Origin of the sequence: Pseudarthrobacter sp. H2 (assembly GCF_050157045.1) — a bacterium.
GTDB lineage: Bacteria > Actinomycetota > Actinomycetes > Actinomycetales > Micrococcaceae > Arthrobacter.
In genome coordinates, this window is sequence record NZ_CP189594.1 from 14567 (window position 1) to 37624 (window position 23058).

General features: G+C 64.9%; 22 protein-coding genes and 2 pseudogenes. 10 read left to right on the top strand and 14 right to left on the bottom strand.

Annotated features, from left to right (window positions below):
* Positions 1–119: 119 nt before the first annotated feature.
* Both ACQCSZ_RS00070 and ACQCSZ_RS00075 read right to left on the bottom strand, forming a co-directional pair.
* A pseudogene (locus ACQCSZ_RS00070) lies at positions 120–1318 on the bottom strand (IS4 family transposase).
* Positions 1319–1374: 56 nt separating this feature from the next.
* On the bottom strand, positions 1375–1761 hold the full coding sequence (locus ACQCSZ_RS00075; RefSeq protein WP_427006143.1) for a hypothetical protein: 387 nt from the start codon (positions 1759–1761) through the stop codon (positions 1375–1377).
* Positions 1762–1783: 22 nt separating this feature from the next.
* On the opposite strand from ACQCSZ_RS00075, the gene ACQCSZ_RS00080 reads away from it, so the two are divergent.
* On the top strand, positions 1784–2275 hold the full coding sequence (locus ACQCSZ_RS00080; protein ID WP_427008448.1) for an SDR family NAD(P)-dependent oxidoreductase: 492 nt from the start codon (positions 1784–1786) through the stop codon (positions 2273–2275).
* Between the two features lie 686 nt (positions 2276–2961).
* On the opposite strand, the gene ACQCSZ_RS00085 is transcribed toward ACQCSZ_RS00080, so the two are convergent.
* From ACQCSZ_RS00085 to ACQCSZ_RS00095, 3 genes are all read right to left on the bottom strand, one after another.
* On the bottom strand, positions 2962–3822 hold the full coding sequence (locus ACQCSZ_RS00085; RefSeq protein ID WP_427006144.1) for a 3-hydroxyacyl-CoA dehydrogenase family protein: 861 nt from the start codon (positions 3820–3822) through the stop codon (positions 2962–2964).
* Positions 3819–5003: a thiolase family protein gene (locus ACQCSZ_RS00090; protein ID WP_427006145.1), complete on the bottom strand. Its 1185-nt coding sequence runs from the start codon at positions 5001–5003 to the stop codon at positions 3819–3821. The genes ACQCSZ_RS00085 and ACQCSZ_RS00090 overlap by 4 nt, the downstream gene beginning before the upstream one ends.
* 354 nt (positions 5004–5357) lie before the next feature.
* Positions 5358–5783 (bottom strand): hypothetical protein, encoded by a 426-nt coding sequence (locus ACQCSZ_RS00095; protein ID WP_427006146.1) that lies wholly within the window; start codon positions 5781–5783, stop codon positions 5358–5360.
* Between the two features lie 353 nt (positions 5784–6136).
* Here ACQCSZ_RS00095 and ACQCSZ_RS00100 point away from each other — a divergent pair, with 353 nt between their 5' ends.
* Positions 6137–6412 carry a hypothetical protein gene (locus tag ACQCSZ_RS00100; RefSeq protein WP_427006147.1) on the top strand — a complete coding sequence of 92 codons (276 nt, stop codon included), beginning with the start codon at positions 6137–6139 and terminating at the stop codon, positions 6410–6412.
* A gap of 146 nt (positions 6413–6558) precedes the next feature.
* Here ACQCSZ_RS00100 and ACQCSZ_RS00105 read toward each other — a convergent pair whose 3' ends face one another.
* The 3 genes from ACQCSZ_RS00105 to ACQCSZ_RS00115 all read right to left on the bottom strand — a co-directional run bounded on the left by ACQCSZ_RS00105 (position 6559) and on the right by ACQCSZ_RS00115 (position 9117).
* Positions 6559–7095 (bottom strand): DUF2871 domain-containing protein, encoded by a 537-nt coding sequence (locus tag ACQCSZ_RS00105; RefSeq protein ID WP_427006148.1) that lies wholly within the window; start codon positions 7093–7095, stop codon positions 6559–6561.
* Positions 7096–7197: 102 nt separating this feature from the next.
* A complete protein-coding gene (locus ACQCSZ_RS00110) occupies positions 7198–7899 on the bottom strand; it encodes an ABC transporter ATP-binding protein (RefSeq protein ID WP_427006149.1) in 702 nt (233 codons plus the stop codon).
* Positions 7900–7983: 84 nt separating this feature from the next.
* Positions 7984–9117, bottom strand: a complete 1134-nt coding sequence (locus tag ACQCSZ_RS00115; protein WP_427006150.1) for an ABC transporter permease — start codon at positions 9115–9117, stop codon at positions 7984–7986.
* A gap of 174 nt (positions 9118–9291) precedes the next feature.
* Between ACQCSZ_RS00115 and ACQCSZ_RS00120 the strand changes: the two genes are divergently transcribed.
* The 4 genes from ACQCSZ_RS00120 to ACQCSZ_RS00135 all read left to right on the top strand — a co-directional run bounded on the left by ACQCSZ_RS00120 (position 9292) and on the right by ACQCSZ_RS00135 (position 12759).
* A complete protein-coding gene (locus tag ACQCSZ_RS00120; RefSeq protein WP_427006151.1) occupies positions 9292–10632 on the top strand; it encodes a sensor histidine kinase in 1341 nt (446 codons plus the stop codon).
* Positions 10629–11282 carry a response regulator gene (locus tag ACQCSZ_RS00125; protein ID WP_427006152.1) on the top strand — a complete coding sequence of 218 codons (654 nt, stop codon included), beginning with the start codon at positions 10629–10631 and terminating at the stop codon, positions 11280–11282. The genes ACQCSZ_RS00120 and ACQCSZ_RS00125 overlap by 4 nt, the downstream gene beginning before the upstream one ends.
* Positions 11283–11545: 263 nt before the next feature.
* Positions 11546–12316, top strand: coding sequence for a hypothetical protein (locus tag ACQCSZ_RS00130; RefSeq protein WP_427006153.1), 771 nt, complete (start codon positions 11546–11548; stop codon positions 12314–12316).
* Entirely contained in the window at positions 12313–12759 is a 447-nt protein-coding gene (locus ACQCSZ_RS00135; protein ID WP_427006154.1) for a nuclear transport factor 2 family protein, read from the top strand. The genes ACQCSZ_RS00130 and ACQCSZ_RS00135 overlap by 4 nt, the downstream gene beginning before the upstream one ends.
* Positions 12760–12812: 53 nt before the next feature.
* On the opposite strand, the gene ACQCSZ_RS00140 is transcribed toward ACQCSZ_RS00135, so the two are convergent.
* Positions 12813–14024 (bottom strand): NADH:flavin oxidoreductase/NADH oxidase, encoded by a 1212-nt coding sequence (locus ACQCSZ_RS00140; protein ID WP_427006155.1) that lies wholly within the window; start codon positions 14022–14024, stop codon positions 12813–12815.
* 74 nt (positions 14025–14098) lie between these two features.
* On the opposite strand from ACQCSZ_RS00140, the gene ACQCSZ_RS00145 reads away from it, so the two are divergent.
* Positions 14099–14863, top strand: a complete 765-nt coding sequence (locus tag ACQCSZ_RS00145; protein WP_427006156.1) for an enoyl-CoA hydratase-related protein — start codon at positions 14099–14101, stop codon at positions 14861–14863.
* Here the strand turns inward: ACQCSZ_RS00145 and ACQCSZ_RS00150 are convergent, their stop codons facing one another.
* Both ACQCSZ_RS00150 and ACQCSZ_RS00155 read right to left on the bottom strand, forming a co-directional pair.
* Positions 14864–15418: a TetR/AcrR family transcriptional regulator gene (locus tag ACQCSZ_RS00150; RefSeq protein ID WP_427006157.1), complete on the bottom strand. Its 555-nt coding sequence runs from the start codon at positions 15416–15418 to the stop codon at positions 14864–14866.
* Positions 15405–16856: an MFS transporter gene (locus tag ACQCSZ_RS00155; protein WP_427006158.1), complete on the bottom strand. Its 1452-nt coding sequence runs from the start codon at positions 16854–16856 to the stop codon at positions 15405–15407. The genes ACQCSZ_RS00150 and ACQCSZ_RS00155 overlap by 14 nt, the downstream gene beginning before the upstream one ends.
* 65 nt (positions 16857–16921) lie before the next feature.
* On the opposite strand from ACQCSZ_RS00155, the gene ACQCSZ_RS00160 reads away from it, so the two are divergent.
* Positions 16922–17977, top strand: coding sequence for an MBL fold metallo-hydrolase (locus ACQCSZ_RS00160; RefSeq protein WP_427006159.1), 1056 nt, complete (start codon positions 16922–16924; stop codon positions 17975–17977).
* Positions 17978–18119: 142 nt separating this feature from the next.
* Here the strand turns inward: ACQCSZ_RS00160 and ACQCSZ_RS00165 are convergent, their stop codons facing one another.
* Positions 18120–19508: an IS1182 family transposase gene (locus tag ACQCSZ_RS00165; RefSeq protein ID WP_427008449.1), complete on the bottom strand. Its 1389-nt coding sequence runs from the start codon at positions 19506–19508 to the stop codon at positions 18120–18122.
* A 231-nt stretch (positions 19509–19739) separates the two neighbouring features.
* Positions 19740–20189 carry an acyl-CoA thioesterase gene (locus ACQCSZ_RS00170; RefSeq protein WP_427006160.1) on the bottom strand — a complete coding sequence of 150 codons (450 nt, stop codon included), beginning with the start codon at positions 20187–20189 and terminating at the stop codon, positions 19740–19742.
* 120 nt (positions 20190–20309) lie between these two features.
* Between ACQCSZ_RS00170 and ACQCSZ_RS00175 the strand changes: the two genes are divergently transcribed.
* Positions 20310–21053 carry an SDR family NAD(P)-dependent oxidoreductase gene (locus ACQCSZ_RS00175; RefSeq protein ID WP_427006161.1) on the top strand — a complete coding sequence of 248 codons (744 nt, stop codon included), beginning with the start codon at positions 20310–20312 and terminating at the stop codon, positions 21051–21053.
* A gap of 681 nt (positions 21054–21734) precedes the next feature.
* Complete coding sequence (locus ACQCSZ_RS00180) at positions 21735–21959, top strand: hypothetical protein (RefSeq protein ID WP_427006162.1); 225 nt, start codon at positions 21735–21737, stop codon at positions 21957–21959.
* Positions 21960–22034: 75 nt separating this feature from the next.
* Here the strand turns inward: ACQCSZ_RS00180 and ACQCSZ_RS00185 are convergent.
* Positions 22035–23033, bottom strand: a pseudogene (locus ACQCSZ_RS00185) (IS110 family transposase); the annotation flags it as partial.
* Positions 23034–23058: the final 25 nt, after the last annotated feature.

Below are 23058 nucleotides of genomic sequence, written 5' to 3' on the forward strand. Positions count from 1 at the left end.
TGAGTGGCCAGTTCGACATTTTCCTTTTGATGACGCGGGGGTTGGTTCTTGGCCGGCGCGGGGGCAGCAGTTCATGCAGGATTTCGCGGCAGAAGACCGTGAAGGCCTCCGCCAGACGCTCAGGGGGAAAAAGCCGGGCGCGCGGCGAGGGAACGCCGTACTGCCCGGAGGGTGCGGGTGAAAGAGAACCTCAGGGGGTCTTCCTCGAAGTGGTGGGCGACGTCGCCGATGAGGGACCGGATGGCGTAGTGCACGCAGAGGTATCCGTAGATTTCCTGCAGGACCCCGTCGGGGTTTTGGAGCGCAGCACGGTCCCGGGGCCGCGCTGGTGGGTTTTGAGTTCATCGAAGCAGGACTCGATTTCCCAGCGTTTGGCGTAGGCTTCGGCAAGGTCCTCCGCGGAGGCGGCGTGCGGGTCAAGGATCGTGGTGATCAGCCGGAATTCGCTGCTCGTGTCGCCGGTGCTGACGGTGTATTCGATCACGCGCACCCGGATGGGGTCCGTGTTGTTCCGCCGTGCCTTCGGGTTCGCGTAGACGGCGGAGAGGTAGGAGCCGTCGGCCAGGTCCTCGAGCACGGGCAGCACGGCGTTGGCCTTGACCCGCCACAGCAGTTGCGCACCGGTTCCGGAGCTGTCCTTCCAGGCCGTGTAGGAGAAGAACCCGCGGTCGGCCATGGCCAGCATGTCCGCCTCCAGCCGGTGGAGCAGGCCCGGATAGAGGTCGTGCTCGGACGTGGAAAAGCCGGAGACCACGGCCCCGATCACCGCGTGCGTGGCGCATTCGACCAGGCCGAGCACCCGCGCCTGCGGGTAGGCGCTTTTCAGATCCGTGGCCGTGCCCGGCCTGCCATACGCGCGCTCGTTGGCCTCCGTGTCCGCCAGATCCAGGCAGGTCCCGTCCACGGACACCAGCCGCCAGGAGCCGTGGAATCCCGGACCGCCCGGGAGTGCCAGAGGCTTCGCGGTCTCGGCGAACAGTTCGGCCATCACGGCGGAACCGAGGCGGGTCCGGGCCTTGAAGATCGCGGCCTTCGTCGGCATCTGCCAGTCCCGGAACCGGCCCGTGATCCATTCCATGCCGGCCAGCAGGGACCGCATCACTTCCTCATACGAACCGGCCGAAAACAAGGCCAGCGCCATCACGTAATAGACCATCAACCGCGACGGCAGCAACCGGTTCCGCTGCTCACGGGCCCCGGTCCGCCCAATCACCGCATCAACGACATCCGGCGGGAAAACCCGCGTCAAAACACCGAGCGAGACGTGGTCACTCAACCGCTCAGGACCCTCGGGAGTCACCCATCCGCTACGCGCCATGCCGAAAGATTAACACAACTACTCTAAGTGAACGGCATTGCCCCTAACGTTTCAGGTCACCGCACTAGATCGAGATCCTCTTGGTTACCTTCGCGTTCGAAGCGTGAAATAAGCTTGTCAGCGAGATAATCAGGGTTGCGGAGCCAGAAGTCCAGCTTCTGGAGCAAGACTTGAGAGTGCAGCATGGCAACCGCTTCGGCGGGCGCATCCTCGGGGCGGCGTGTCCCGAGAGGTTCAGCTGCTGCCGCTATCAGGAGCAGAATGCGAACTGCATCCTGATAAACGCTGGTTGGGCGTCCGGGGACAGTATTGAGGAGACTTCCTCCAAGAGCATCTCCGGGAGTATTTCTCTCAGAGCTGTCGAAGATATTCGGCATTTCCCCTACTGACTGGCGTTTCTCAGCTTCCCGAAAAAAGTCGGCAATGCTGGTTCCCTTCGCCATCGAGTCTTTCGGCCGCTTGGACATGGCAGTGAACAACGCCGGTGTAGGAGCCATGCCCAAGCCCGTGCAGGAGATCACCGCCGCGGACTGGGACCGCACCATCAACGTGACCCTGCGCGGCACCTTTCTGGCCATGCAGACCCAGATCGCCCACTTCCTGGTGCAGGGACGTGGTTCCATCGTGAACATCGCCTCGCTGGCAGGCATCAGCGCCACCCCGCATTTGACCCCCTATGGCGCCGCAAAGCACGGCGTGGTTTCCTTGACCCGCAGCGTCGCCAAGGAAACCGCAGAACAAGGCATCCGCGTTAACGCCGTGGCCCCCGGCGCCATTGAAACCGCCGCGCTGGCCTCCCTGCCTACCGAGGCCAAGTCCGCCTACGCCGCTGAGATCCCGATGAAGCGCCTGGGACAACCTGAAGACATTGCCAACGCAACCGCTTTCCTGCTTTCGGAACAGGCCGCCTTCATCACCGGCGTCGTGCTGCGAGTAGACGGCGGAACCGAGGCTTGAACGCGGAATCAGCGGAACAGAAGGCGGCACTGATCTAGCTCCTGAACGGAGTCCTTGCGCAGTGGACGGCGCGGGACTTCACCACCGCAGTCGGCCGCGCGCGCGGGGGCGTGGTGCTGAAAACGGGGGTCCTGACGCTGCTCACCATCCTGAATAACGCTGGTGCCCAGCGGCCCTCGGCGGTCCGGTGCGGCTCTGCGGCGTTCGGGAAATTCCCTCATCGATCAGGTGTTGGAAGGCGGGAGCGCCCCGGACCGCAGCGAGCTAATGACCCGACTCGAGGTCGAAAGCAACCGCATAGCCCGGAGGTACACGCACTGGGATGACTTGGAATCCTTCATCACCCGCTGGGGGGCCGCGCGGTGACGACGACGCGAGGATCTATGCGATCGCCCACCGCACCCGCAGCGTCTTCTACACCCGGAGGTACTTGGCCGCCCCAAGGAGCATCTCCGACATCGAGCACTGGCTATCCAAGGTCGGTGTTTGCGTTGACGGGCATCTCATGATCCGTGATATTCATTCCAACTCCAACCGTTGTGCTGAGAGGAGGGCAGACCAACCACGCCATTGATTGGGAGATCAGCGCTGGTCTCTTGTGTCCTATGGAAACTCAGGGATGATTCGGTATATCTCTCGTCCAGCCCGTTCTGGACGCAGCCTGTTTCTAGCGCGGAATAGACGACCTACGTATAGGAATAGAAGCCTCGTCCGGACTTTTGCCCGAGGTGGCCCCGCTCCAGAAGACGCCGCAGGTTATTCGGCACGATCAGGGCTGCATCTTTTGTCCCGTCATAGAGGGCATCGGCGACCTCACAGACGACATCCAGGCCGACCAGATCTGACAGCTTGAGTGGGCCCATCGGATGCCCGCAGCCGAGCGTCATGCCCTCGTCAATCGCTTCGGCGCTTGCGTAGCCGCTGTCCATCATTCTTGCTGCCGACAGGAGGAATGGAATGAGGAGGGCGTTGACGACAAATCCAGGTCGGTCTGTGACAACCAGAGGCGTTTTGCCGAGCTGGTCACGAACAAAAAGCTCAATCGTGTTCTGTACTTTATCGTCAGTTTCCATTGTCGAGATCACCTCCACCAGGGGCATCTTTGAAACTGGATTAAAGAAGTGCAGTCCTAAGAATCGTGAGGGATCCGCGAAGGGTAGCGAGAGTCTCGTGATGGGTATCGATGAGGTATTGGTCGCGATGATCGTTTCAGCGGAGACGCTAGTCTCGATGTTCCGGAGAACAGCGAGCTTGAGTTCCAGTCGTTCAGGAACTGCTTCGATGACGAGATTGGCCGCGTGGATTCCCGCGAGTTCCTCGGAGGGAACCAAGTGCTCAAGAACCTGGGCTGCATCGTCGGGGGTGAGTTGGCCCTTCGCTGCCGCTCGCTGGAGTGAAGCCGCGAGCGCGTTACACGCTGTGTCGAGCGCGGTCGGACTCGCGTCGTGGAGTATGACGGTGAGTCCCCTGCGCAGACAGGCCTCGGCGATGCCGCGACCCATCGCGCCGCTCCCGACAACGGCGACCGTGTCGATCGCCCGCCTCATCCGTCGAACCGTTTGATCAGGGCGGCGAGAGCCTGTCCGCCGCCGATACACATCGTCACGATGCCATAGTCGAGGTTGCGTCGCTGTAGGTCTTTCGCGGCACGCAGCAGTAGGATGGCGCCGGTCGCACCGACCGGGTGGCCGAGCGCGATGGCTCCCCCGTATGGATTGGTGCGTTCGGGATCTAAGCCGGTGTCGCGGATGACGGCGACTGCCTGAGATGCGAAGGCCTCATTGAGTTCGACCGTGCCGATGTCTGCGGGTGTCAGGCCGGTTTCGGCGAGCAGCTTCCGCAAAGCGATGGTCGGGGCGTAGCCCATGAGTTCGGGCTCGAGTGCTGCAGTGGTGACGTATTCGAGTGTTGCGAGACCGCGGAGGCCACGCTCCCGGACGCGTTCGTCCTTCATTAGCACGACCGCCGCGGCGCCGTCGTTGATGCCTGATGAATTGCCTGCTGTCACGGTGCCTTGTTCATGGAACGCAGGTCGAAGAGCGGAGAGGCTTTCGAGCGTCGTGTCCGTGCGTGGGTGCTCATCGAGAGTGACCGTCATCGGTCTGCGGCCATCGACCTCGACCGGGGTGATCTCTTCCGCGAAGGCGGCACGCGCCTCCGCCGTCCCGGCGCGACGTTGGCTTTCCGCCGCGAACTGATCCTGTTCGAGTCGGGAGATGCCGTATTTCACGGCGACGTTCTCTGCGGTCGCACCCATGTGCTGGCCGCTGAACGGATCGGTCAACATAGCCACAGTGCCGTCGACGAGGGCCCGGTCGCCGAGGCGTCCGTTATTGCGGGCGTTGAAATCCAGAAAGGGCATCCGAGACATTGACTCGTTGCCACCCGCGAGTATCGCGTCCGCTCCGCCCCATTGAAGCTGCTGAGCACCCGACCAGATCGCCTGCAGCCCGCTACCGCATAGGCGGTTCACGGTGAAGGCGGGTGTCTGCACCGGCAGCCCGGCGGAGATCGCCACCCGGCGGGCGTTGTAGGCGTCCGGCCCGACCTGCCCGATGCAGCCCATGATCACTTCGTCGATCCCATCCGGTTCGACACCGCTGCGCGCGAGGGCCGCACGGGCGGCAATTGCACCGAGGTCGTGTGCCGGCATCGACTCGAGGCTGCCGCCATAGCGGCCGATGGGGGTTCGGGCTCCGTCGACGATGACGATCCGTGCTTCTGGCAAGGTTGATTCCTTCTGCTCGCGGTTCAGATTGAGGCTACGTCGGATGGGGCAATGGGCCGCTCGCCCGGCCCGTAGTAGCCAGGGGCGGGATCAGTTCATTCGTCTCCAGTTGCTCCATGCAGTGCGCGGTCAGCCGTGGTCCGAGAAGGGCCCCATAACTAACCAAGCAATTGCTTGATACGTTAGCACTTCTTGTGCCTGGTGTCCTAGGGAAACTCAGGGACGATTCACGCCCAATCGTGTTCTGCACGATGACAGCTCGAAAACCATGCCTTCGGGACGTCCGGCTTGGTGCGATCCGCACCCAAGGCCCTGCCGTTGCCGTCACCGGAGACGATCACCATCTCCCGCCCGTCACCGGCACTGATGCGGCGCGGCGCCGCCCCGGTTCAGCAGCTCCGCCGGGATCTTGCCGGGCGGATTGAATCGCAGATAATCGGTCAGGAAGTCCGACTCGTCGAGGTCGTCTGGCTGCCAGCCCGGCAGGAGGGCAGCCCCGTCGGCTGTGTACACCGCACGACCGAGCTCTTTAGGCAGAGGCAGACTGTACGCGACCCGGCCGGTGAGCACCGAGGGATCGGCCGTCACCAGTGCGAGGGTCGCCTCGGCGACGGTCTCCTCCGGCTTGGACGGCCGGCCGGGAACGGCGGCCGCGGCGTGAGCCGCCGCCACGCCCCGGTTGGGTGCGGGCGAGTTGACCGCGATCCTGTCGCCATGCAGTTCCATGGCGGCGCCGGTCGTCATCCTGTCGATCATCGCCTTGGTGCCGCCGTAGAGCACGGAGCCGGCAAGAGGATGCGGGGCGAAGGGGGGGGCGACGCGTGGCCCGGATTGGCGGGAGGAGATGTTGACGATCCAGCCGCGCCCTGCCTGCGCATGCTCGGGATCACGGCGATGGCGAAGTCCCAGACGTTCCAGACATTCGCCTCAATCGAGTCCTGGAACCACTCGCGCGTCATCCCGTCGAAGAGTACTTCGTCGCAGCCGTTTCTGTTCCAGCGCACGATCGGGCAACGCACCGAGGTCATCAATCCCGGGACGCTGCGCGTAGAACTCGCCAAACTCAGCGATGCCCTGGCAGTCGAGCAGCCTGAGCTGGCCGGTTGCCGGTTTACCCCGCACGACTTCCGCATATGTTCGCCACCGACCTCGTCAACCACGGCCTGCCAATCCACATCGGTGCAGCCCTCCTCGGGCATCTGGACGTGCAGACCACCCACGGCTACGTGACCCTCTTCCAGGAAGACGTCATCCGCCACTACCAGACCCACCTCGCCGACCGCCGGGCGGCCCGGGCCGCCCGGGAATACCGGACCCCGACCACCACCGAATGGGCCGAATTCGAAGACTTCGATAAGCGGAAAAGTCGAGCTCGGCAACTGCGGACGACCATACGCGACTCCCTGTGAACACGAACACGCCTGCATCCGATGCCACCTGCTGCAGGTGGACCCTGTCATGATCGGCCGCCTCGATGAGATCCACACGGATCTCATCGCGCGACGCGAGCTCGCCCAAACAAAAGGCTGGCTCGGGGAGCTCGAAGGTATCGACCTCACCATCCGATTCCTCCAGGACAAGCGCGCCGCCGCACAACGAATCGTCCGGCTCGGCCCAACCAATCTCGGCATCCCGGCCACCCGCACTTGAGTAGGTCAGTTGCTGCGGGTGAATTCGGCGTAGGCGGTTTCCTTGCCGGAGACGCGCTGCCGAGGGTGATGAAGAGGAGGATCAGGCCGGTGGTGAGGCCGATGTGGCCTAGCCCGGAAATGCCCGCGATCGCTGCCGAGGGTGTAGTGCCTTGGACGGTGAGGATGCCGCTGAGGACCATCATCGCCGTGGTGAGGCCCAGGCCGGCGTTGTAGGTCCAAAAGAACACGCTGAACATGCGCAGGCCGGAGAGGTTGAAGAGCTTGTCCAGTGCCAGGAGGGCGAGGAAGAAGAGCATGCCCAGTGCAAGGAGGTGGGTGTGGACCACGGAAAGCTGGCTGCCGCCGGTGAAGTCGTTTGCTTTGGTGAATTCACGGTAGAACAGCCCGGATGCCAGTCCGGCGATCATGTAGGAAAGGGCGGCGTAGTAGATCTTTTTCATGAGGTGGTCCTTGGCTTGATGGCGGTGGGAAGCGGGAGCTTCCGGGATGGTCCCGTGGTAGGGGCCGCGGTTCTTGCGCGAGGTCGGGGTGGATGCTGGGTATCAGACCTTCGTCAGCACGGGGGCGGTGAGTTTTCCGTCGCGCATGGTGGCCACCGAGTCGGTCAGCGGGACAAATTCGGTGTCGTGGGTGACCATCACAGTGGCGACCATGAAGTCGTCGGTGACGCGGCGCAGCAGCCGAACGATGGAGTCGCTACGTTCGTGGTCCAGGGCCGCGGTAGGTTCGTCCACGAGCAGGACCTTGGGGTCGCCCATCAGGGCGCGGGCGATGTTGACCCGCTGGCGCTGACCGCCGGAGAGCTGGTGCGGTCGCTTGTCCGCGCTGGAGCCGAGTCCGACGATGTCAAGCAACTCCGCAGCTTTGGCGCGGGCGGCTTTGACGGACTTTCCGCGCAGGTGGTCGCCGATGATGAGTTGTTCGGCGGCGGTCAGGGACGCGAGCAGGTTCGGCTGTTGGAAGATGATGCCGATTTTCTCGCGCCGCAGCGCGGTGAGGTCTTTGTCGCCGAGCCCGGTGGCGTCGGTGCCGCCGATGAGCACCAGTCCATGGGTGGGGCGGACGAGGGTCGCGGCGGCGGCCAGCAGGCTGGATTTGCCGGAACCGGAGGGCCCGACGAGAGAGATCATCTGGCCGGCCCGGACGGTGAGGTTCACCGTGTCCAGGGCTTTGATGGTTCCGTCCCCGTCCGGGTATTCGAGGGTGACGTTGACGAGGTTCAGGGGGCCGGGGCTGGAGGACATGGTGGTGTTTCCTTTCGGAAAGTGCTCGGGGAGGATTCTGTAGCGGGGCTGCGGACGGGACGGGCCGGGCCGGGCCGCTGGAGATTAGTTGCCGCCGAGGGCGATGAGGGCGTCGACCTTGGTGACGCGGCGGACGGCCAGGGCCGCGCCGGCCAGGCCAAGGGCGATGATTCCGAGGATGGGCAGGAGTGTTGTTGCGGGGTTGACCAGGAAGGGGGCTGCCTGGGCTGCGAAGAAGCCGCCGAGGACGCCGATCCCGCCGCCGAGTCCGGCTCCTGCGAGCAGGACGATCGCGGCCTGGGTGATCGCATCGCGGAGGACATAGCCGCCGGAGGCTCCCATGGCTTTGAGAACCGCGATGTCGCGGGTCCGCTGGACGGTCCAGACGGTCAGGAACGCCACGATGACCAGGGCGGAAATGCCGTAGAGGAAGGCCTGCATCAGGGTCAGGGAGCCGTTCTCGCTCTTGTAGGAGCCCAGTGCCTGGAAGGATCCGGTGCGGGAAGCGCTGACGGTGTGGGCGGCGGTGTTGGCGGCGGCCTCGTCCACGGTGGCGCCGTCCTTGTAGGTGATGGCGGCGACGGTTCCGAGCTGTTCCGGGTCGGTCAGGTGGGCGAGCTTGGACCAGGTGGGAAGCGCGGTCCAGACGACACTGGTGTGGGAGTACCACTGGTCCTCGACCACGGCGCTGACTGTCAGTTCGGTTCCTCCGACGCTGGCCTTGTCCCCGGTATTCAGGGAAAGGGCCTTCGCGACGGTTTTGCCGATCACGACGGTGTCGGCGGTGACGCGGGAGGGTGCCAGCTGGCCGTCCGGGGCGACGCCGAAGACGGCGACGTTGGTGGTGCCGGTCCCCGATCCGGTGTCCCCGGCTACGGCCTGGAAGCGGGTTTGGCTGATGCCTAGGGCTTCGGCGTTTTGGACGCCGGCCCGGTTCTTCCAGCTGTCGAGCTGCGCGGCGGTGACTTCGCTTTCGGTGAAGGAGGCCTTGGGCTCGTTGGTGCCGGGGGCGCCGAAGACGATGCTGTCCACTGCCTTGGACGGGACGCCGCTGCCGTTGACGGTGCCGAGTTTGTCAATGGCCGAGGTTGACTGGTCGCCCAGGCCGGCTGTGAGTCCCGAGAGCATGACGAGCAGCAGGGTGATCAGGGCGACGACGCCGCCCATCAGGGCGAACCTGCCCTTGGCAAAGCGGATGTCGCGGATAGCAAGAAACACGTTTTCTCTTCTTTCACTGGGTGAAGCCGGGCCGAAAGGCTCTTGTATCCACTTTTCCGCCGGCCGGTGCCGGCGCCATCACGCAGTCGGTTGATAGGCGGCGGAAGAATGGTTGATCCCCGGGTCAACCATTTGGTTGATCCAGCCCGGGCCGGGCACGCATAAGCTGATCCAATGCCTGCCACAGAACCACTCCGTCCCCCAGACAAGGCCGGTCCCATAGGACCCGACGACGCCCTGCTCGGCGGCCTGGACGCTGCACCTTCCGTTGCGATCCTGCGCGTCCTGAGAGTGACGTTCCACGTCGGCTTCGCCGCCCTGCTGGGCGTGGCTATCCTGAGGCTGCTGGTATTCGGTGGCGGGGACCCCCTGCGGTATGTCTGGGCCGGGACCGCGCTTGTTCTGGCTGGGGTCTACCTGACCGGCACCATCCTGGAAAAGCGCTTCGCCGCCGGCAGCACGGGTTTCGATCCGGGCCGCTACGGGGTCCTGTGGCTGGGAATCGTCACCGCACTGTGGGCCATCTTGCTGGCCGGGAGCGCCGATTTCGCCTGGCTGGCCTTCCCCCTCTTTTTCCTCCACCTGCACCTGCTCCCACGACGGATTGCGCTGCTGACGATCGCGATGATGACGGCGGCGGTGATTGCCGCCCAGTGGGCTGTCAGCGGGCTGACCGTCCCGCATCTGGCAGTCGTTCTGGGTCCCCTGTTCGGTGCGGCGTTCTCTGTCGTTACCGGACTGGCCTACCGCGCGCTCTACCGCGAGGCGGAGAACCAGCGCCGTGCAGCCGATGAGCTCCGCCGGACCCGCGCGGAGCTGGCAGCATCCCAGCACGAAGCCGGCGTCCTGGCCGAGCGCGGGCGGCTGGCACGGGAAATCCACGACACACTCGCCCAAGGGCTGTCCAGCATCGTGCTGGTGGCCCGCGCAGGGGAAAAATCGCTTGCCGACGGAGATGCAGCCACCGCTGCCGCACGCTTCGCGCTGGTGCAGCAGACCGCGTCGGAGAACCTGGCCGAAGCCCGGAATTTTGTCCGCGGACTCTCCTCCCCGCACCTGCACGAATCCTCTCTGGTGGAGAGCCTGCGCCGGCTCTGCGAGAGTACCGAAACCAGCGCTGCGGCCCGGGGCTCAGGGTTGCGGTGCCGGTTTGAACTGGACGGTGACCCCGTTGGACTGCCGCAACCGTACCGAGTGACCCTGCTCCGGGCCGCCCAGGCCAGCCTCGCCAATGTCAGGGACCACGCCAAAGCCAGCAACGCCGTCGTGACCGTCGCATTTCTGGGCAGCGAAGTCACCCTGGATATCTATGATGATGGCGTCGGCTTTGACCCCGCAGGGTTGGCCGCCCATAGGAATGCCCGGACGGACGGGAGCGGTTTCGGGATAACGTCCCTGCAGGAACGGGTAACCGAGCTGCAAGGTAGTCTCGAACTCGAATCAGCACATGGGGAAGGGATCGTGGTGGCTATCCGCCTGCCACTGCACGACGTGCCTGAGAGGAAAGAACGATGAACGACATCCGCATTCTGCTGGTTGATGACCATCCCGTGGTCAGGGCCGGGCTGCGGGCGATGCTCACCGAATTCGAGGGCATATCAGTAGCAGCGGAAGCAGCTGACGGCGACGCAGCACTCAAGGAACTGAAACGGCTGCAAACCTTGGGCGACCCGGTCGATGTCGTGCTCATGGACCTGCAAATGGGTTCCGGCATGGACGGAGTCACCGCGACCTCCCAGATCAGGCTGCTGGAATTGGCCCCGCCGGTCCTGATCCTGACCACCTACGACACGGATGCGGACATTTTGGCCGCTGTGGAGGCAGGCGCCAGCGGCTACATGCTCAAGGATGCACCGCCCGAACAGATCCGGCAGGCGGTTCTATCGGCCGCCGCTGGCCAGACTGCCCTGGCTCCCAAAATAGCGGCCCTGCTCATGGACCGGATCGCGAATCCTGCTCCGGCACTCACCCCACGGGAAATCCAATTGCTCGAGCTGCTCGCGACCGGGCTGTCCAACCGGGCCATCGCAAAACAGACCTTCATCTCCGAGGCAACCGTTAAAACCCACCTGGTGCACATCTACGGAAAACTTGGCGTGGACAACCGCACCGCAGCCATCTCCGCTGCAACCCAACGACGAATCATTCGGGCCCCTGGTCAGTAGCTGCATGCGCCGAACCGAGGCGCTTCCGCAATCCGCCGTTGAGTCCCGTCTTGAAAAGTGCAGATATGCCGTGCAAGTGCTGGGTCGCGTGCACGACGCGCAGGCCTCCCCATGCCACCAGGCAGCAACGAGTGGTGCCGACTCCGCGCCGCCGTCGCCCCGGTCGACGAGCCAGGCGGCGCGGCGGGCAGACACGACGGAGGCAGAGAGACTCCATGGAGGTTTGCTATAGTAACCAAACAAGCGCTAGATAAAGGATTCCTATGCTCGCCGACCTGGCCTTTTTCTCATTCGTTGAACTCGCCGATGCTTCCCAGCACGGTGCATACAATCGCTGGCACCAGCTTGACCATCGTCCGGAGAACCTCGCGCTCCCCGGTGTGGCGTGGGGAGACCGGTGGGCACGCCTGGCAGGGCCCGAGGCGGAGAGTCTGAGCGATGGCACGTTCGGGGGCACCGACTACGTGGCGATGTACTGGTTCCGCTCTCCGGTTGACGAGAGTGTCGCGGCATGGGACCGTCTCGGTGAGGCGTCCTTCCAATGGGGTCGTGGACCGATCATTCCCGGCGTCCAGCGCTCGCTTCTCGCCTTCTTCCGCCCGGTCAAGGGCTATGCGGCACCCCGAGTGCTGGTGGACCCAGATGTTCTGCCGTATCGGCCCAACCGCGGGCTGCACATCACCCTCACCCGTTATGCAGAGCCGCACGGACAAGACGCGCACAGCTACTTCGGTTGGGAAGACACCCGGCTGATCCCTAAGCTGCTCGAGGTCGATGGAGTGGCGGGGGGTTGGACGTTCTCGTTCAGTCACCCGCAGCGGCACACCACATTGCCTTTCGATGGCACGCTGACCGAACAGCCAGGGGAGTTGCGCATCCGCGTGCTCTATCTCGATGAGGATCCGGTTGGAACCGCTGCGGCGATCCAGCGGGCAGAGCACAGGATCAGTGCCGAACCCGACGCCCCGCGGCAAGCGGGGGAGGTACTCTTCTCGTCGGCGCTGCGCACAATCATTCCGTGGCAGGACTGGTGAGCGATCTCGAGAGGCGCATTCGGGCGCTGGAGGATCGGGCGTCTATCGCCGAACTCATTGCCAGCTATGGCCCGTACGCGGATGCCGGCAACGGCGAGGGGATCGGCTCGCTCTGGGCCGATGGCGGAACGTACACCTTCGATGCGACGAGGCTCCAGCATCCCGACATCGCCGGCCTGGTCGAGCTGGAATCACACCGCGGGCTGATGGCTGCCGGCTGCGCCCATGTCCTCAGCGCGCCCTCGGTACGGATTCAGGGCGACACAGCCGTCGCTGCGAATCACTCCATCGTGCTCGTCCGCCGCAGCGAGACCTGGGTAGCTGAGCGTGTGAGCGCCAATCGCTGGAATCTTGTGCGCACCGAGGCCGGCTGGCGCGTGGCCAGCCGGGATAACCGCCTGCTTACGGGCGGCGAATGGGCGCGCGAGCTCTTCGCCCTCTGAGGCGGAGACTGCTCCATGGTCACGACCTCAGTCACAGCTGCGGTCCGGGCGACTTATTGGCCCGCGTGCTGCGCAAAGCGTGTCAGGGGAGTCTCTCCTGTCTCGGCGAGACGGCGCAGTGTGCGCAGTCTCGGCCCGAGTGCGCTGCCGAAACGCGGATCCCAATGGTCGAATTCGTCTGCAGCGTGGCTGCGACGCGCATGGTGGACCCAGTTCGGGTTGTCCAGCATCTCGCGGCCGAGCAGCACGATGTCTGCGTCGCCCGCCTCGATCAAGCGGCTGGCCTGCTCCGGGTCGACGATGAGGCCAACGCAGGCGACGATCGCGCCGGTGCGCGCCTTGAGCTGACGAGAGAAGTCGGCGTGGAAGGAGAACCCGCGGCGCACACGGGTATCAGTGGAGCGATCGACGCTGATACCTCCCGAAGAGGTATCGATAATGTCAACGCCGGCGGCAACGGCGTGCCGGGCGAATTCGGCGACGTCATCGAGGGTCAAGCCACCCTCCGATACCCCGTCGACGGCCGAAACCCTGTACGAGAGGATGACGCTTTCGGGGAGCGCCGAACGCACCGCACGGATCACCTCGAGCGGGTAATGCATGCGCCGCTCGGCATCGCCGCCATACCCGTCGCTGCGTGTGTTCGACACCGGCGAGAGGAAGGAGTGCAGGAGGTATCCGTGCGCGCCGTGAAGCTCGATGAGGCGAAAACCCGCTGCGACAGCGCGCTCGGCGGCGGCAACCCACTGGCCAATGGACTCGGCGATCTCGTGTGCGTCAAGTGCGCTCGGAACCTGCCACCCGGGCCCGGCCGGGATCGCCGAGGGGCCGATGACCGGCCACGGGGCCCGGCCCGCTGCGGCATCCGATTCGTCCAACGGGGCGCCGGCGAACCACGGCTCGCGTACCGAGGCGCGGCGGCCGGCATGGGCGAGCTGGATGCCCGGCACCGCACCGTGCGTGCTCAGGAAGCCGGCGATCCGCCGCATACCGTCGATCTGCGCGTCACTCCAGAGGCCCAGGTCATGGTGTGAAATGCGGCCACGCGGGTCGATCGCCGTCGCCTCGACGATCACGAGACCAGCACCGCCCAAGGCGAAACGCCCTAGATGCGCGAGGTGGAAGTCATCGACCATGCCGTCGGCGGCCGCGTACATACACATGGGAGAGACCCCCGCACGGTGCTGAAGCGTCGTGCCGCGAATTGTAAGCGGCGCGAAGAGTGCCCTGGTCTCGGGTTGTACAGGGTCAACGTCATTGTTCATGGGATCAATGATACCAAGCATTAGTTTGGTAGCGTTGTTGAACCAGCAACGAAGCGGAAGCGGAGGTAAAGCGCATGTTATCCACAGGTGCCTATGTCAACATCGAGTCCAGCCGGGGTGTCACCTGGCTGCGCATCAACCGACCGGACACGCTCAACGCGCTCTCAACCGCCGCCATCGCAGCCCTCGCTGATGCGATTGACGGTGCTAGGGAAGCCGACGCCATCGTCATCACCGGAGTGGGACGTGCCTTCTGCACCGGCGCCGATCTCAGCACCGATGTCAGCGCGGCGACCGTCGCCGCGGCGGGGGAGCTTGTCCTGTTGATCGCCGCGATTCCCGCGCCAGTCATTGCGGCGGTAAATGGCCCGGCCGCCGGCGTCGGGGCGTCAATCGCCTTCGCCTGTGATCTGGTGTTGGCCGCGGAGTCGGCATTCTTTCTACTGCCCTTCCTGCCCCTTGGCCTGATTCCCGACGGAGGTGCGACTCACGCCGTCGTTGCGGGAGCCGGTAGGATCCGTGCTGCACGGATGGCATTCGGTGGGGAACGGATTCCGGCAGCCCTCGCCGCGGAGTGGGGACTGGTGGGCGAAGTCGTGCCTGATGCCACTCTTGTGGCTCGTGTCCACGCGGTGACCGATCAGCTGCGCGCCGCACCCCGAGCGGCGGTGACCGAGACCAAGCATCTGCTGCGGGCGGCGGAGGCTTCTGCGTTGCACTCGGCCACGCAACGGGAGCTTGAGACTCAGTCGCAGTTGCTCACACGGCCCGAGTATGCCCAGGCGCGTGAGGGCTTTCTCGCCCGCACACCGGTGCACTTCCGCGCGGAGCGCGGCTGACTACTCACCCGCGGCGCGATCGATCGCCTGCTGCACGAGCTCGCCGTAGTACCCGGCGAGTGTATCGGCCGCCGCGTCATTCTCGGCCACTCCAATGGTCCGCAGGCCTTCCGCGAAACCGACGAGCAGGCAGACGATAGCCCCGGCATGAACGCGGTCTTCCGTGCCATCCTCGATGTGGGCCGCGAGCGCGCCTACCCAATCGCTGTTGATCCTCTCGCGTTCGGCGGCAGGGTTCTCTGCGTTGCGAATCGTGTTGGACGGGCTGATCCGGGGTTCGGGCGCCCCACTGCGCCTGCGTTGTTCGATCCGGCGCACATAGGCGGCGCCGAGTTGGGAGGGCGGCAGATCCAGATCGGTAATCGGCACTTCGGAGAGCCCTGCCTCGGCGTAGAGCCCCGCCTTGCTCATGCAGAGTTTAATCACAAGAGCGGGCGAGACCTGGGCCTCCGCGGCGATCTGGCGGATCGTCACCCCGTGAAAGCCTCCCTCGGCGAACAGCAGCCGTGCCGCATCGACGATGGCCGCGCGTTTGCTCCGGCTAGGTTGCGACATTGCCTGATTCCGATCGTGTGGACGGCAGCAGGATGGCCAGCAGTGCGGCGATACCGCAGCTCGCCGCAATCACCGTGTAAGCGATGGTGAGGCCGGTATCGCTCAGGAACTCGGCGCCGCCGGCGCTGACGGCGAATACCGAGACGAGTAATGCAAAGACCGCGCTCGCCGCAGCTCCAGAGAGCGAGCGGACGAGTGAATTGATGCCATTGGCTGATGCTGATTCGGTGGGGGGCACGTAACTCATGATGAGGGTGGGCATCGCTGCAAAGCTCAACGCCGTGCCGACACCCACCAATGTCGCCCCGGTCATCACGGTCGTCAGCTCGTCATGAGTGAGCAGTCGGAAAACGAAGGACAGTGACATGATTAGCGAGCCCAGTGCGAGCACCGGTCGCCCGCCGAAGCGTTTCAACAGCAGTCCGGCCACCGGGGCGAGCGCGACCATGGCGATGGCCGCCGGGATCATTGTGAGTCCGGCGTTGATCGGGCTCAGGGCGAGCCCGGCTCCGGTACCGACCGGCGCCTGAACCTCGTGCACGGTGAGTAGATGATTGCCGAACATGCCGGCCGCGGCGAAGAACGTTGCTAGATTAGTCTGCAATACGGGGCGTCGAAACGAGGTCCTCAGATCGATGACGGCGTTCGGATGTCGCAGCTGCAGTGGCACCCAGACGATGAGAGCCACGATTCCCACTGCGGCAACCGAGAGGAACCGGCCACTGGTCCACCCCCACACTAGCCCTTTGGAGATGACGAGCAGGATGCAGGTGAGGGCGATCGTCAGAATCATCGCCCCGACGAGGTCGAATCTGCCGCCGGTGTGTGCACCTGATTCGCTTACGGTGAGTAGTACGCCGATGCTGGCGATCGTTCCGGCGATCGCCGAGAACCAGAAGAGTGCCGCGATCCCGAGATTTTGGCTGAGCAGGCCAGAGAGTAGCAGCCCTGCAGCCGATCCCATGCCGAGCGTGGCACTCATGAGCGCTATGGCCGAGCTTGCACGCTCGGGCGAGAGTTGATCGCGCAACAGACTGATGCCGATGGGAATGATCGAGGTGGCGAAGCCCTGCAGGGCGCGCCCGATCAGTGCGGTTGGGAACGTCATCCCGAGGGCCGCGATCACCGAGCCGAGCACGAGCAGGGTGAGCGAAATCAGGAGGAGTCGGCGCCTCCCGTACATGTCGGCCATCCTCGTAAGAATGGGCGTCCCGGCTGTTGCCGTGAGAAGCGTGATCGTTATCAGCCAGGCCGCGTCATTGGTGGAGATGTCCAGTGAGGTGGCCATCGCGGGCAGAGAGGGCACGACCAGCGTGAACTGCAATGAGGTGAGCATCCCAGTCGCGGCGAGGATGGCGATGGCGAGTCCCTGGGCGCTTAGGGGGCGGTTCCCGGGCATGTTGTGGTTTCCGATCGTCTCAGTGACCTTGGTGAACAAGCGTTTACTACGAAAAGGGTAAAGGTTTAAGGAGGTTTGGCCAAGCGCTTGCTAGAGTCCTTGACATGAGTAGCCAAGTAGCAAGCGGCATCCGCCCGACGAGTACCGCGCAGGTGACCGCGCTGCAGGCCGGTGAACTGCCCCGGCCTGAGCGTGTTGCGGATGACGTGTGGGCAATTGCTGCGCCGATACCCGAGGGGCGCATCAGTCACACGCTGAGCTACGTTCTGATCGGCGTCGGCTCGAGGTTCCACCTTGTCGATCCGGGCTGGGACTCGCCGGAGAACTTGGAGGCGCTTCGTCACTCATTGGGGGCGATCGGTCTCTCGCTGCAGCAGCTCGAGACGATCATCGTCACTCACCACCACCCCGATCATCTCGGAATCGCGGCCAGACTCAGGGCCATCACGGGAGCAACGATCGTGCTCTCCCGCAGGGAACGCGCGGTGCTCGCGCACCAGCTCAGCCCGGAACATCGCGATCCGGCGGACTACGCCCGGGTGCTGGACTCCTGGGGCGTGCCCGAAGGGCGCCGTGCGGAGCTCATTGCATCTTTTGCTCGTGCCCCGCTGTACTCCGATATCGAGCCGGACCTGCTCCTGGGCGACGGCGACACGCTGGAGCTGCACGGCCACCGGCTGAATGCTGTCGCGACTCCCGGCCATACGGGAGGGCACCTGTGCTTCGTCGACCACGAGCGCGCCGTCGTTTACAGCGGTGACCACGTTCTACCGCAGATCTACTCGGGGATCGGGCTTGGGACTCTTCCCGGCGATGAGCCACTCGGTGACTATCTCAGCTCGCTGCGGGCCCTGAGACCGATCGCCGACTACGAGGTTCTGCCCGGGCACGAGTTCCGCTTCCGGGGTCTTGCCGCGCGTGCGGATGCCATCGCCAGACATCACCTGCGCCGCACGCGTTCCGTCGCGACCTTGCTTGCGGAGCTGGGCGACGCCCCGGTGTGGGAATTCGCGCGGCGCTTGCACTGGACCGTCGGCTGGGACCACCTCGAAGGCTTTTTCTTGCACTCGGCCCTTCATCAGACCGAGATGCACCTTGAGCTGGTCCGGAATGGGCTAGGTGCGTGGGTCGGTAGTGGTTTGACGGTTCCGCTGGTTTGAGTCGTGATGGTCCAGAGGCCGGCCGCCTTTTCGTGGAAGGGGGCCGGTCTCCGGGCGTTTTCGCGGAAGGAAGCCTGGGAGGCTCCCGCGGGGCGCGGTCCGGTGCTGCAGGTTTGATCCCGGGGCATCGTCCCGGCCGTGTTCAGGCCGTGGCGGTGCGGTAGGTGAAGAGTTTGAGCAGGTTGTGGCAGCCGGCCATCAGCTTCCATTCCCCGGATGCCTTCTCCAGCCCGCGCAACAGGACATGCTTGCCCTGGCGGGTGTTGATCTGTCCGAAGACCGGTTCGACGATGGCTTTGCGCCGGGCATAGACCGCTTTGCCCTTCTTCGTTTTCAGTTTCCGGGCCATCCGCTCGGCCAGGGTCGCGTCCGCCGGGATCCTGCCCCTGGGCGAGTCCGGGACCGGGCGTCCGTGTTTCATCCGCCGGGTGGAGATGAAGAACTCGGTGCCGGCGCCGGCTTCGAGGTCTTTGACGTGTTCCAGGTTCGCTGCCGAGCAGTACCCGGCGTCGGCGCTCCACTTCCCGGGCATGGCTTCCAGGGTGTCCTGCGCGTTCTTGACCATCGGGACCAGTTGCTGGACGTCCACCGCGGTGTTGGTCAGTTCGGTGGCAACGATGACCTGGTGATCTTTATCAACGACGCCCTGGGCGTTGTAGCAGTAGTGGTAGGAACCGTCCGCGGTCTTCATGATCCTCGCGTCGGGGTCGGTGAAGTTGCGCTGGGCGGTGGGCTTGGGCACCGCCGCGGCAGCGGCGGCATCGCCCTTGCCGGAGACATCCCCGTCATCGTCCCCGCGGGACCGGGCCTTCTCCTGGGCCTCACGGCGCGCCTTGTCCGCGGCTTCAGCCTCGATGGATGCCCGGGCGGTCTTCATCGCGGCGGCGCGCCGGGCCCGGTTGGCCAGTTCGGCCGGGAGTTCATCGCCGCGTTTGCCCGGCCCGAAGCGGGCGTCCTCGGCCGCGTCCACGGTCTTGGCCTCCGCCATCAGGTCGCTGATCTCATCGGCCAGGACCTTCTGTTTCTCCGTCAGCCGGGCATAGCTCATGGCCTTGTGCCGGGAGGCGTTGGCACGCACCTTCGTCCCGTCCAGTGCGACATGGCCCAGCGAGACCATGCCCGCGGCCCGGCAGAGCTCCAGGGCCTGGAGGAACACGTTGGCCAGCGCCGCGAGGTGGCGTTCGCGGAACCGGGCGATGGACCGGAAATCCGGGGCCTGCTGGGCGGCCAGCCAGCGGAACGCGACCACGTCCGTGCAGGATTTTTCCAGTTCCCGCGAGGACCTTACCCCGACGCAGTACCCGTAGAGCAGGATCCGCAGCATCAGCCGCGGATCATACGGCGGCTGGCCCTTGGCCTTGGCGTAGGAAGCATAAAACCGGGTCAGGTCCAGTTCCCCGTCGACGAGTTCGGCGATGAACCGGGCCAGATGGCCCTGGGGCAACCATTCATCCAGCGACGGCGGGACCAGCATCACCGCATCGGGCTCGAAGGCCTTGAAGCGTTTGTTGACCCCGCCGTTGGCATCCATCGGCACATCGGTGGGCTGCCCGACCCGCTCCACGAGCGACTCGTCGAACAAACCATCCTGCGCGGAAGAACCGGTATCCATACCCCGATTCTCCCAGCCACCCCCAACCGGCCCCGGTTAATCTGCCGGCGTTTTAAAAACCGGCACCCTCACTACTGACCCACGCACCTAGCGACCGATATGATCGCGATGTATCCAGGGCCGAATACCGCCTGGCCGCCGGCCGGGCCATCAGGCTTCGGCGGCCAGGCGCTCGCGCAGGATCTCGGGGATGCGAATGGGTCGCTGATCGGGTGAGACCGTGACAAGCCAGTTCGAGGCCGTAGCAACGAGCGTGTCGTCGGCACAGCGCCACATCTCGAAGTCGAAGCGGACCGAGGACGTGCCGATCTCACCAACGCGTAGTTCGATCGTGATCTCATCGAAGAGTCGAGCCGCCTCGAGATAATCGCAGCGCGTCGCACGCGAGACCGTCCACCAGCCGAATCGCTCCAAAAGCGTGTCTTGCCGGAACCCGTGAAGGAACAGCCATTCGGTTTGCAGCGCCTCCATGCGGGGGAACCAGGTTGCGTAGTAGAGGATTCCAGCGGGGTCGGTGTCGGCGTAGCTCAGCCGTTGTGTGTGCTGATGCGCCGGGGGGCGTCTCTCGCCATTCGAAGTTGCTGTCGGGGCGGCCGTCATGTGTGCTCCTCGCCTTCGTGAAGTACCACAGGTGGCCAGGCGGTCGCTGTGCCACGGGGCAATGCTGAGTATAGTGTAAAACGCAAGCAAATGCTTGGTTCATATGCAAAGGAGCATCCCATGACCGCACCAGACTTCGGATTCTATCCGGGCGACGCCATCGTAATCACGGGCGCTGGAAGCGGTATCGGCCGCGCGACGGCGCTGCGGGCAACCCAGCTCGGGTTGCACGTGAGCGCCTGGGACCTGAACGCGGCCGGATTAGCGGAGACTGCTGCGCTGATCCGTGCCGCAGGCGGCGACGTGCACACGGTGGTCGGAGACGTCACCGATGAAACCGTCGTCGCGAAAGGCCTCGAGGCCGCGCACGGCGCACTGGGCGAGCTACGATACCTGCACAACAACGCAGGCCCATCGTCGGCCGCGCCACTGCCTTTCGACGACGCGCTGCGCATCAGCGTCGGCAGCGTACGCCGGCTCACCGAGGCGTGGGCGGCCGGCGGGCTCCCCAGCGGTGCCGCGATGGTGGTGACCACATCGGTCGCCGGCAACCTCGTCGGCACAGAGGTCGACTGGTACTCGGCTTCAAAGGCTGCGCTGATGGGTTATGTGCGGCACGCAGCCGCCCACCGGGCGGCGGAGTTCCGCTCCAACGGCGTGGCGCCAGGCATGACGGACACCCCACGATTGCAGGGCTTCGTCGAGAGTGACCGCGGGCACGCCGTTCTCAAGCGCATCCCGCTCGCGCGCATGGCGAGCCCGGATGACATCGCCTATGCGGTACTGTTCCTGCTCTCGCCGCTCGGCTCCTACATCAACGGCGTGTTCCTGCCGGTCGACGGAGGATGGACAATCACGCAATAGCAGCTGAGGAGCGTCGGCACCCGCCGCCCGCGCGTCAGCGTGCGCTGAAGGCGTGTTATTTGCCCCAGCAGGGCCAACAGGGCCGGATGCTCAGCATCGCGGGCACGTCGTCTTCACCCGGTCTCCGGGCGGCCGCTGTAGCTTCGAGGGTGCCGCGACCAGACACTCGATGCCCGCACCTACCAGTAGCCGGGCCAATCCGGATCCCGTCGGTCCTGCTTCATAGACAACAAGGACCGCATCTACGTGCAAAAGGCCCGGGACGGGCAACCCGCGAACTCTTTGAATCCGGGGTTCCAGTCGCTTCGTCAGGGACCCGGCCCACCGCCAGTCATATCTTTAATAGGTAGTGACCAGCCCGAGGCTGGTTGGCAGACTGCTTTCCGGGACTGCCGGGCGTGAATCCCTTCATATCGACCCGCCCCCTGGCGGTGTCTTATAGACGACCTGTCCGGCCGGTGGGCCCGGGAGCAGCCTGCCCGCACTGATGGCTTGATAGAAGGCTGTCCGCTTCGCCCCCGTTGGTGCTGGCGTGACTCGCTGATCGGAAAATGGAGGTGACCTGCCTGCGGCGGGCGCACTGCTGCACCGCGTCGTGGTCCGGCGGCCTGGCGGTGGTATGAAGCCGGATGGGTGTCAGGCCGCGGGTGTGAGGGTGACTTTGTAGCCGAGGGCTTCGAGTTGGCGGATGTTATTGCGCTTTTGCCGATTGGCGTTGATGCGGGTGTCGTAGAAATCGGGGCCGAGGTCGATGTAGCTGGTTGTGGGATCGACGAGCAGGTGCCAGATGATGACCAGGATGGATCGGGCGACAGCGACCAGGGCCTTGAGCCTGCCCAGCCGTTTGACCAGGCGGCGGTACCGTTGCCCCAGGAAGGTGTTGGTCTGATCGGAAAATGGAGGTGACCTGCCTGCGGCGGGCGCACTGCTGCACCCCGTCGTGGTCCGGCGGCCTGGCGGTGGTATGAAGCCGGATGGGTGTCAGGCCGCGGGTGTGAGGGTGACTTTGTAGCCGAGGGCTTCGAGTTGGCGGATGTTATTGCGCTTTTGCCGATTGGCGTTGATGCGGGTGTCGTAGAAATCGGGGCCGAGGTCGATGTAGCTGGTTGTGGGATCGACGAGCAGGTGCCAGATGATGACCAGGATGGATCGGGCGACAGCGACCAGGGCCTTGAGCCTGCCCAGCCGTTTGACCAGGCGGCGGTACCGTTGCCCCAGGAAGGTGTTGGTCTTGGCAGCAGCGGAGGCGACCTCGCCCAGGACACCTTTGAGGTAGGGGTTGCCCTTGCCCGGGGAACCGGATCGGTTCCTGGCGCCGGACTGATTCGCGCGGGGACTCAACTTGGCCCACGAGGTCAGGTGTCCTGCGGTGGGGAACTGGGTCATGTCCAGGCCGATCTCGGCGATGATGGTTTGTGCGGCGCCGGGTCCGATGCCGGGAATCTGGTCAAGGCGTGCGATGGCCGGCAGGAGGGCGGCGTCGGCTCCGGTGCCTGCGTCCGGGCCGGTGGTGCCGTCGGGGTCGACTCCCTGCGCTGCTGGGATTGCTGCGATCAGTGCTTCTATCCGTGTGCTCAGGTGCTCGATCTGACCGGACAGGGCATCGATCTGGCTCAGCAGGACCCGGGCCAGGTCCGCGTGGTGGTCATCGAACCGGCCGGTGAGTGCCTGGACCAGCGCGGCGTGTTTGACCCGCAGCCGGCCCCTGGCCAGGCCGGCAAGAACATGGGGGTCACGTTCGCCGTTGATCAGCGCTTCGATCATCGCGCGTGCGGAAACGCCCATGATGTCCGTGGCCACGCTCGAGAGCTTGATCAGCGCATCCTCCAGCAGTTTCTCCACGCGCTGGACGTGACGGGAGCGTTCGACGGTCAGGTCCGTCCGAAGGCGGGTGTAGTCGCGCAGTTGCCTGAACTGGACGGGCGGGACAAACGAGGGGCGCAGCATGCCCCGCTCGTTCAGCTTGGCCAGCCAGAGCGCGTCGAGCTTGTCTTCTCCGAACTAA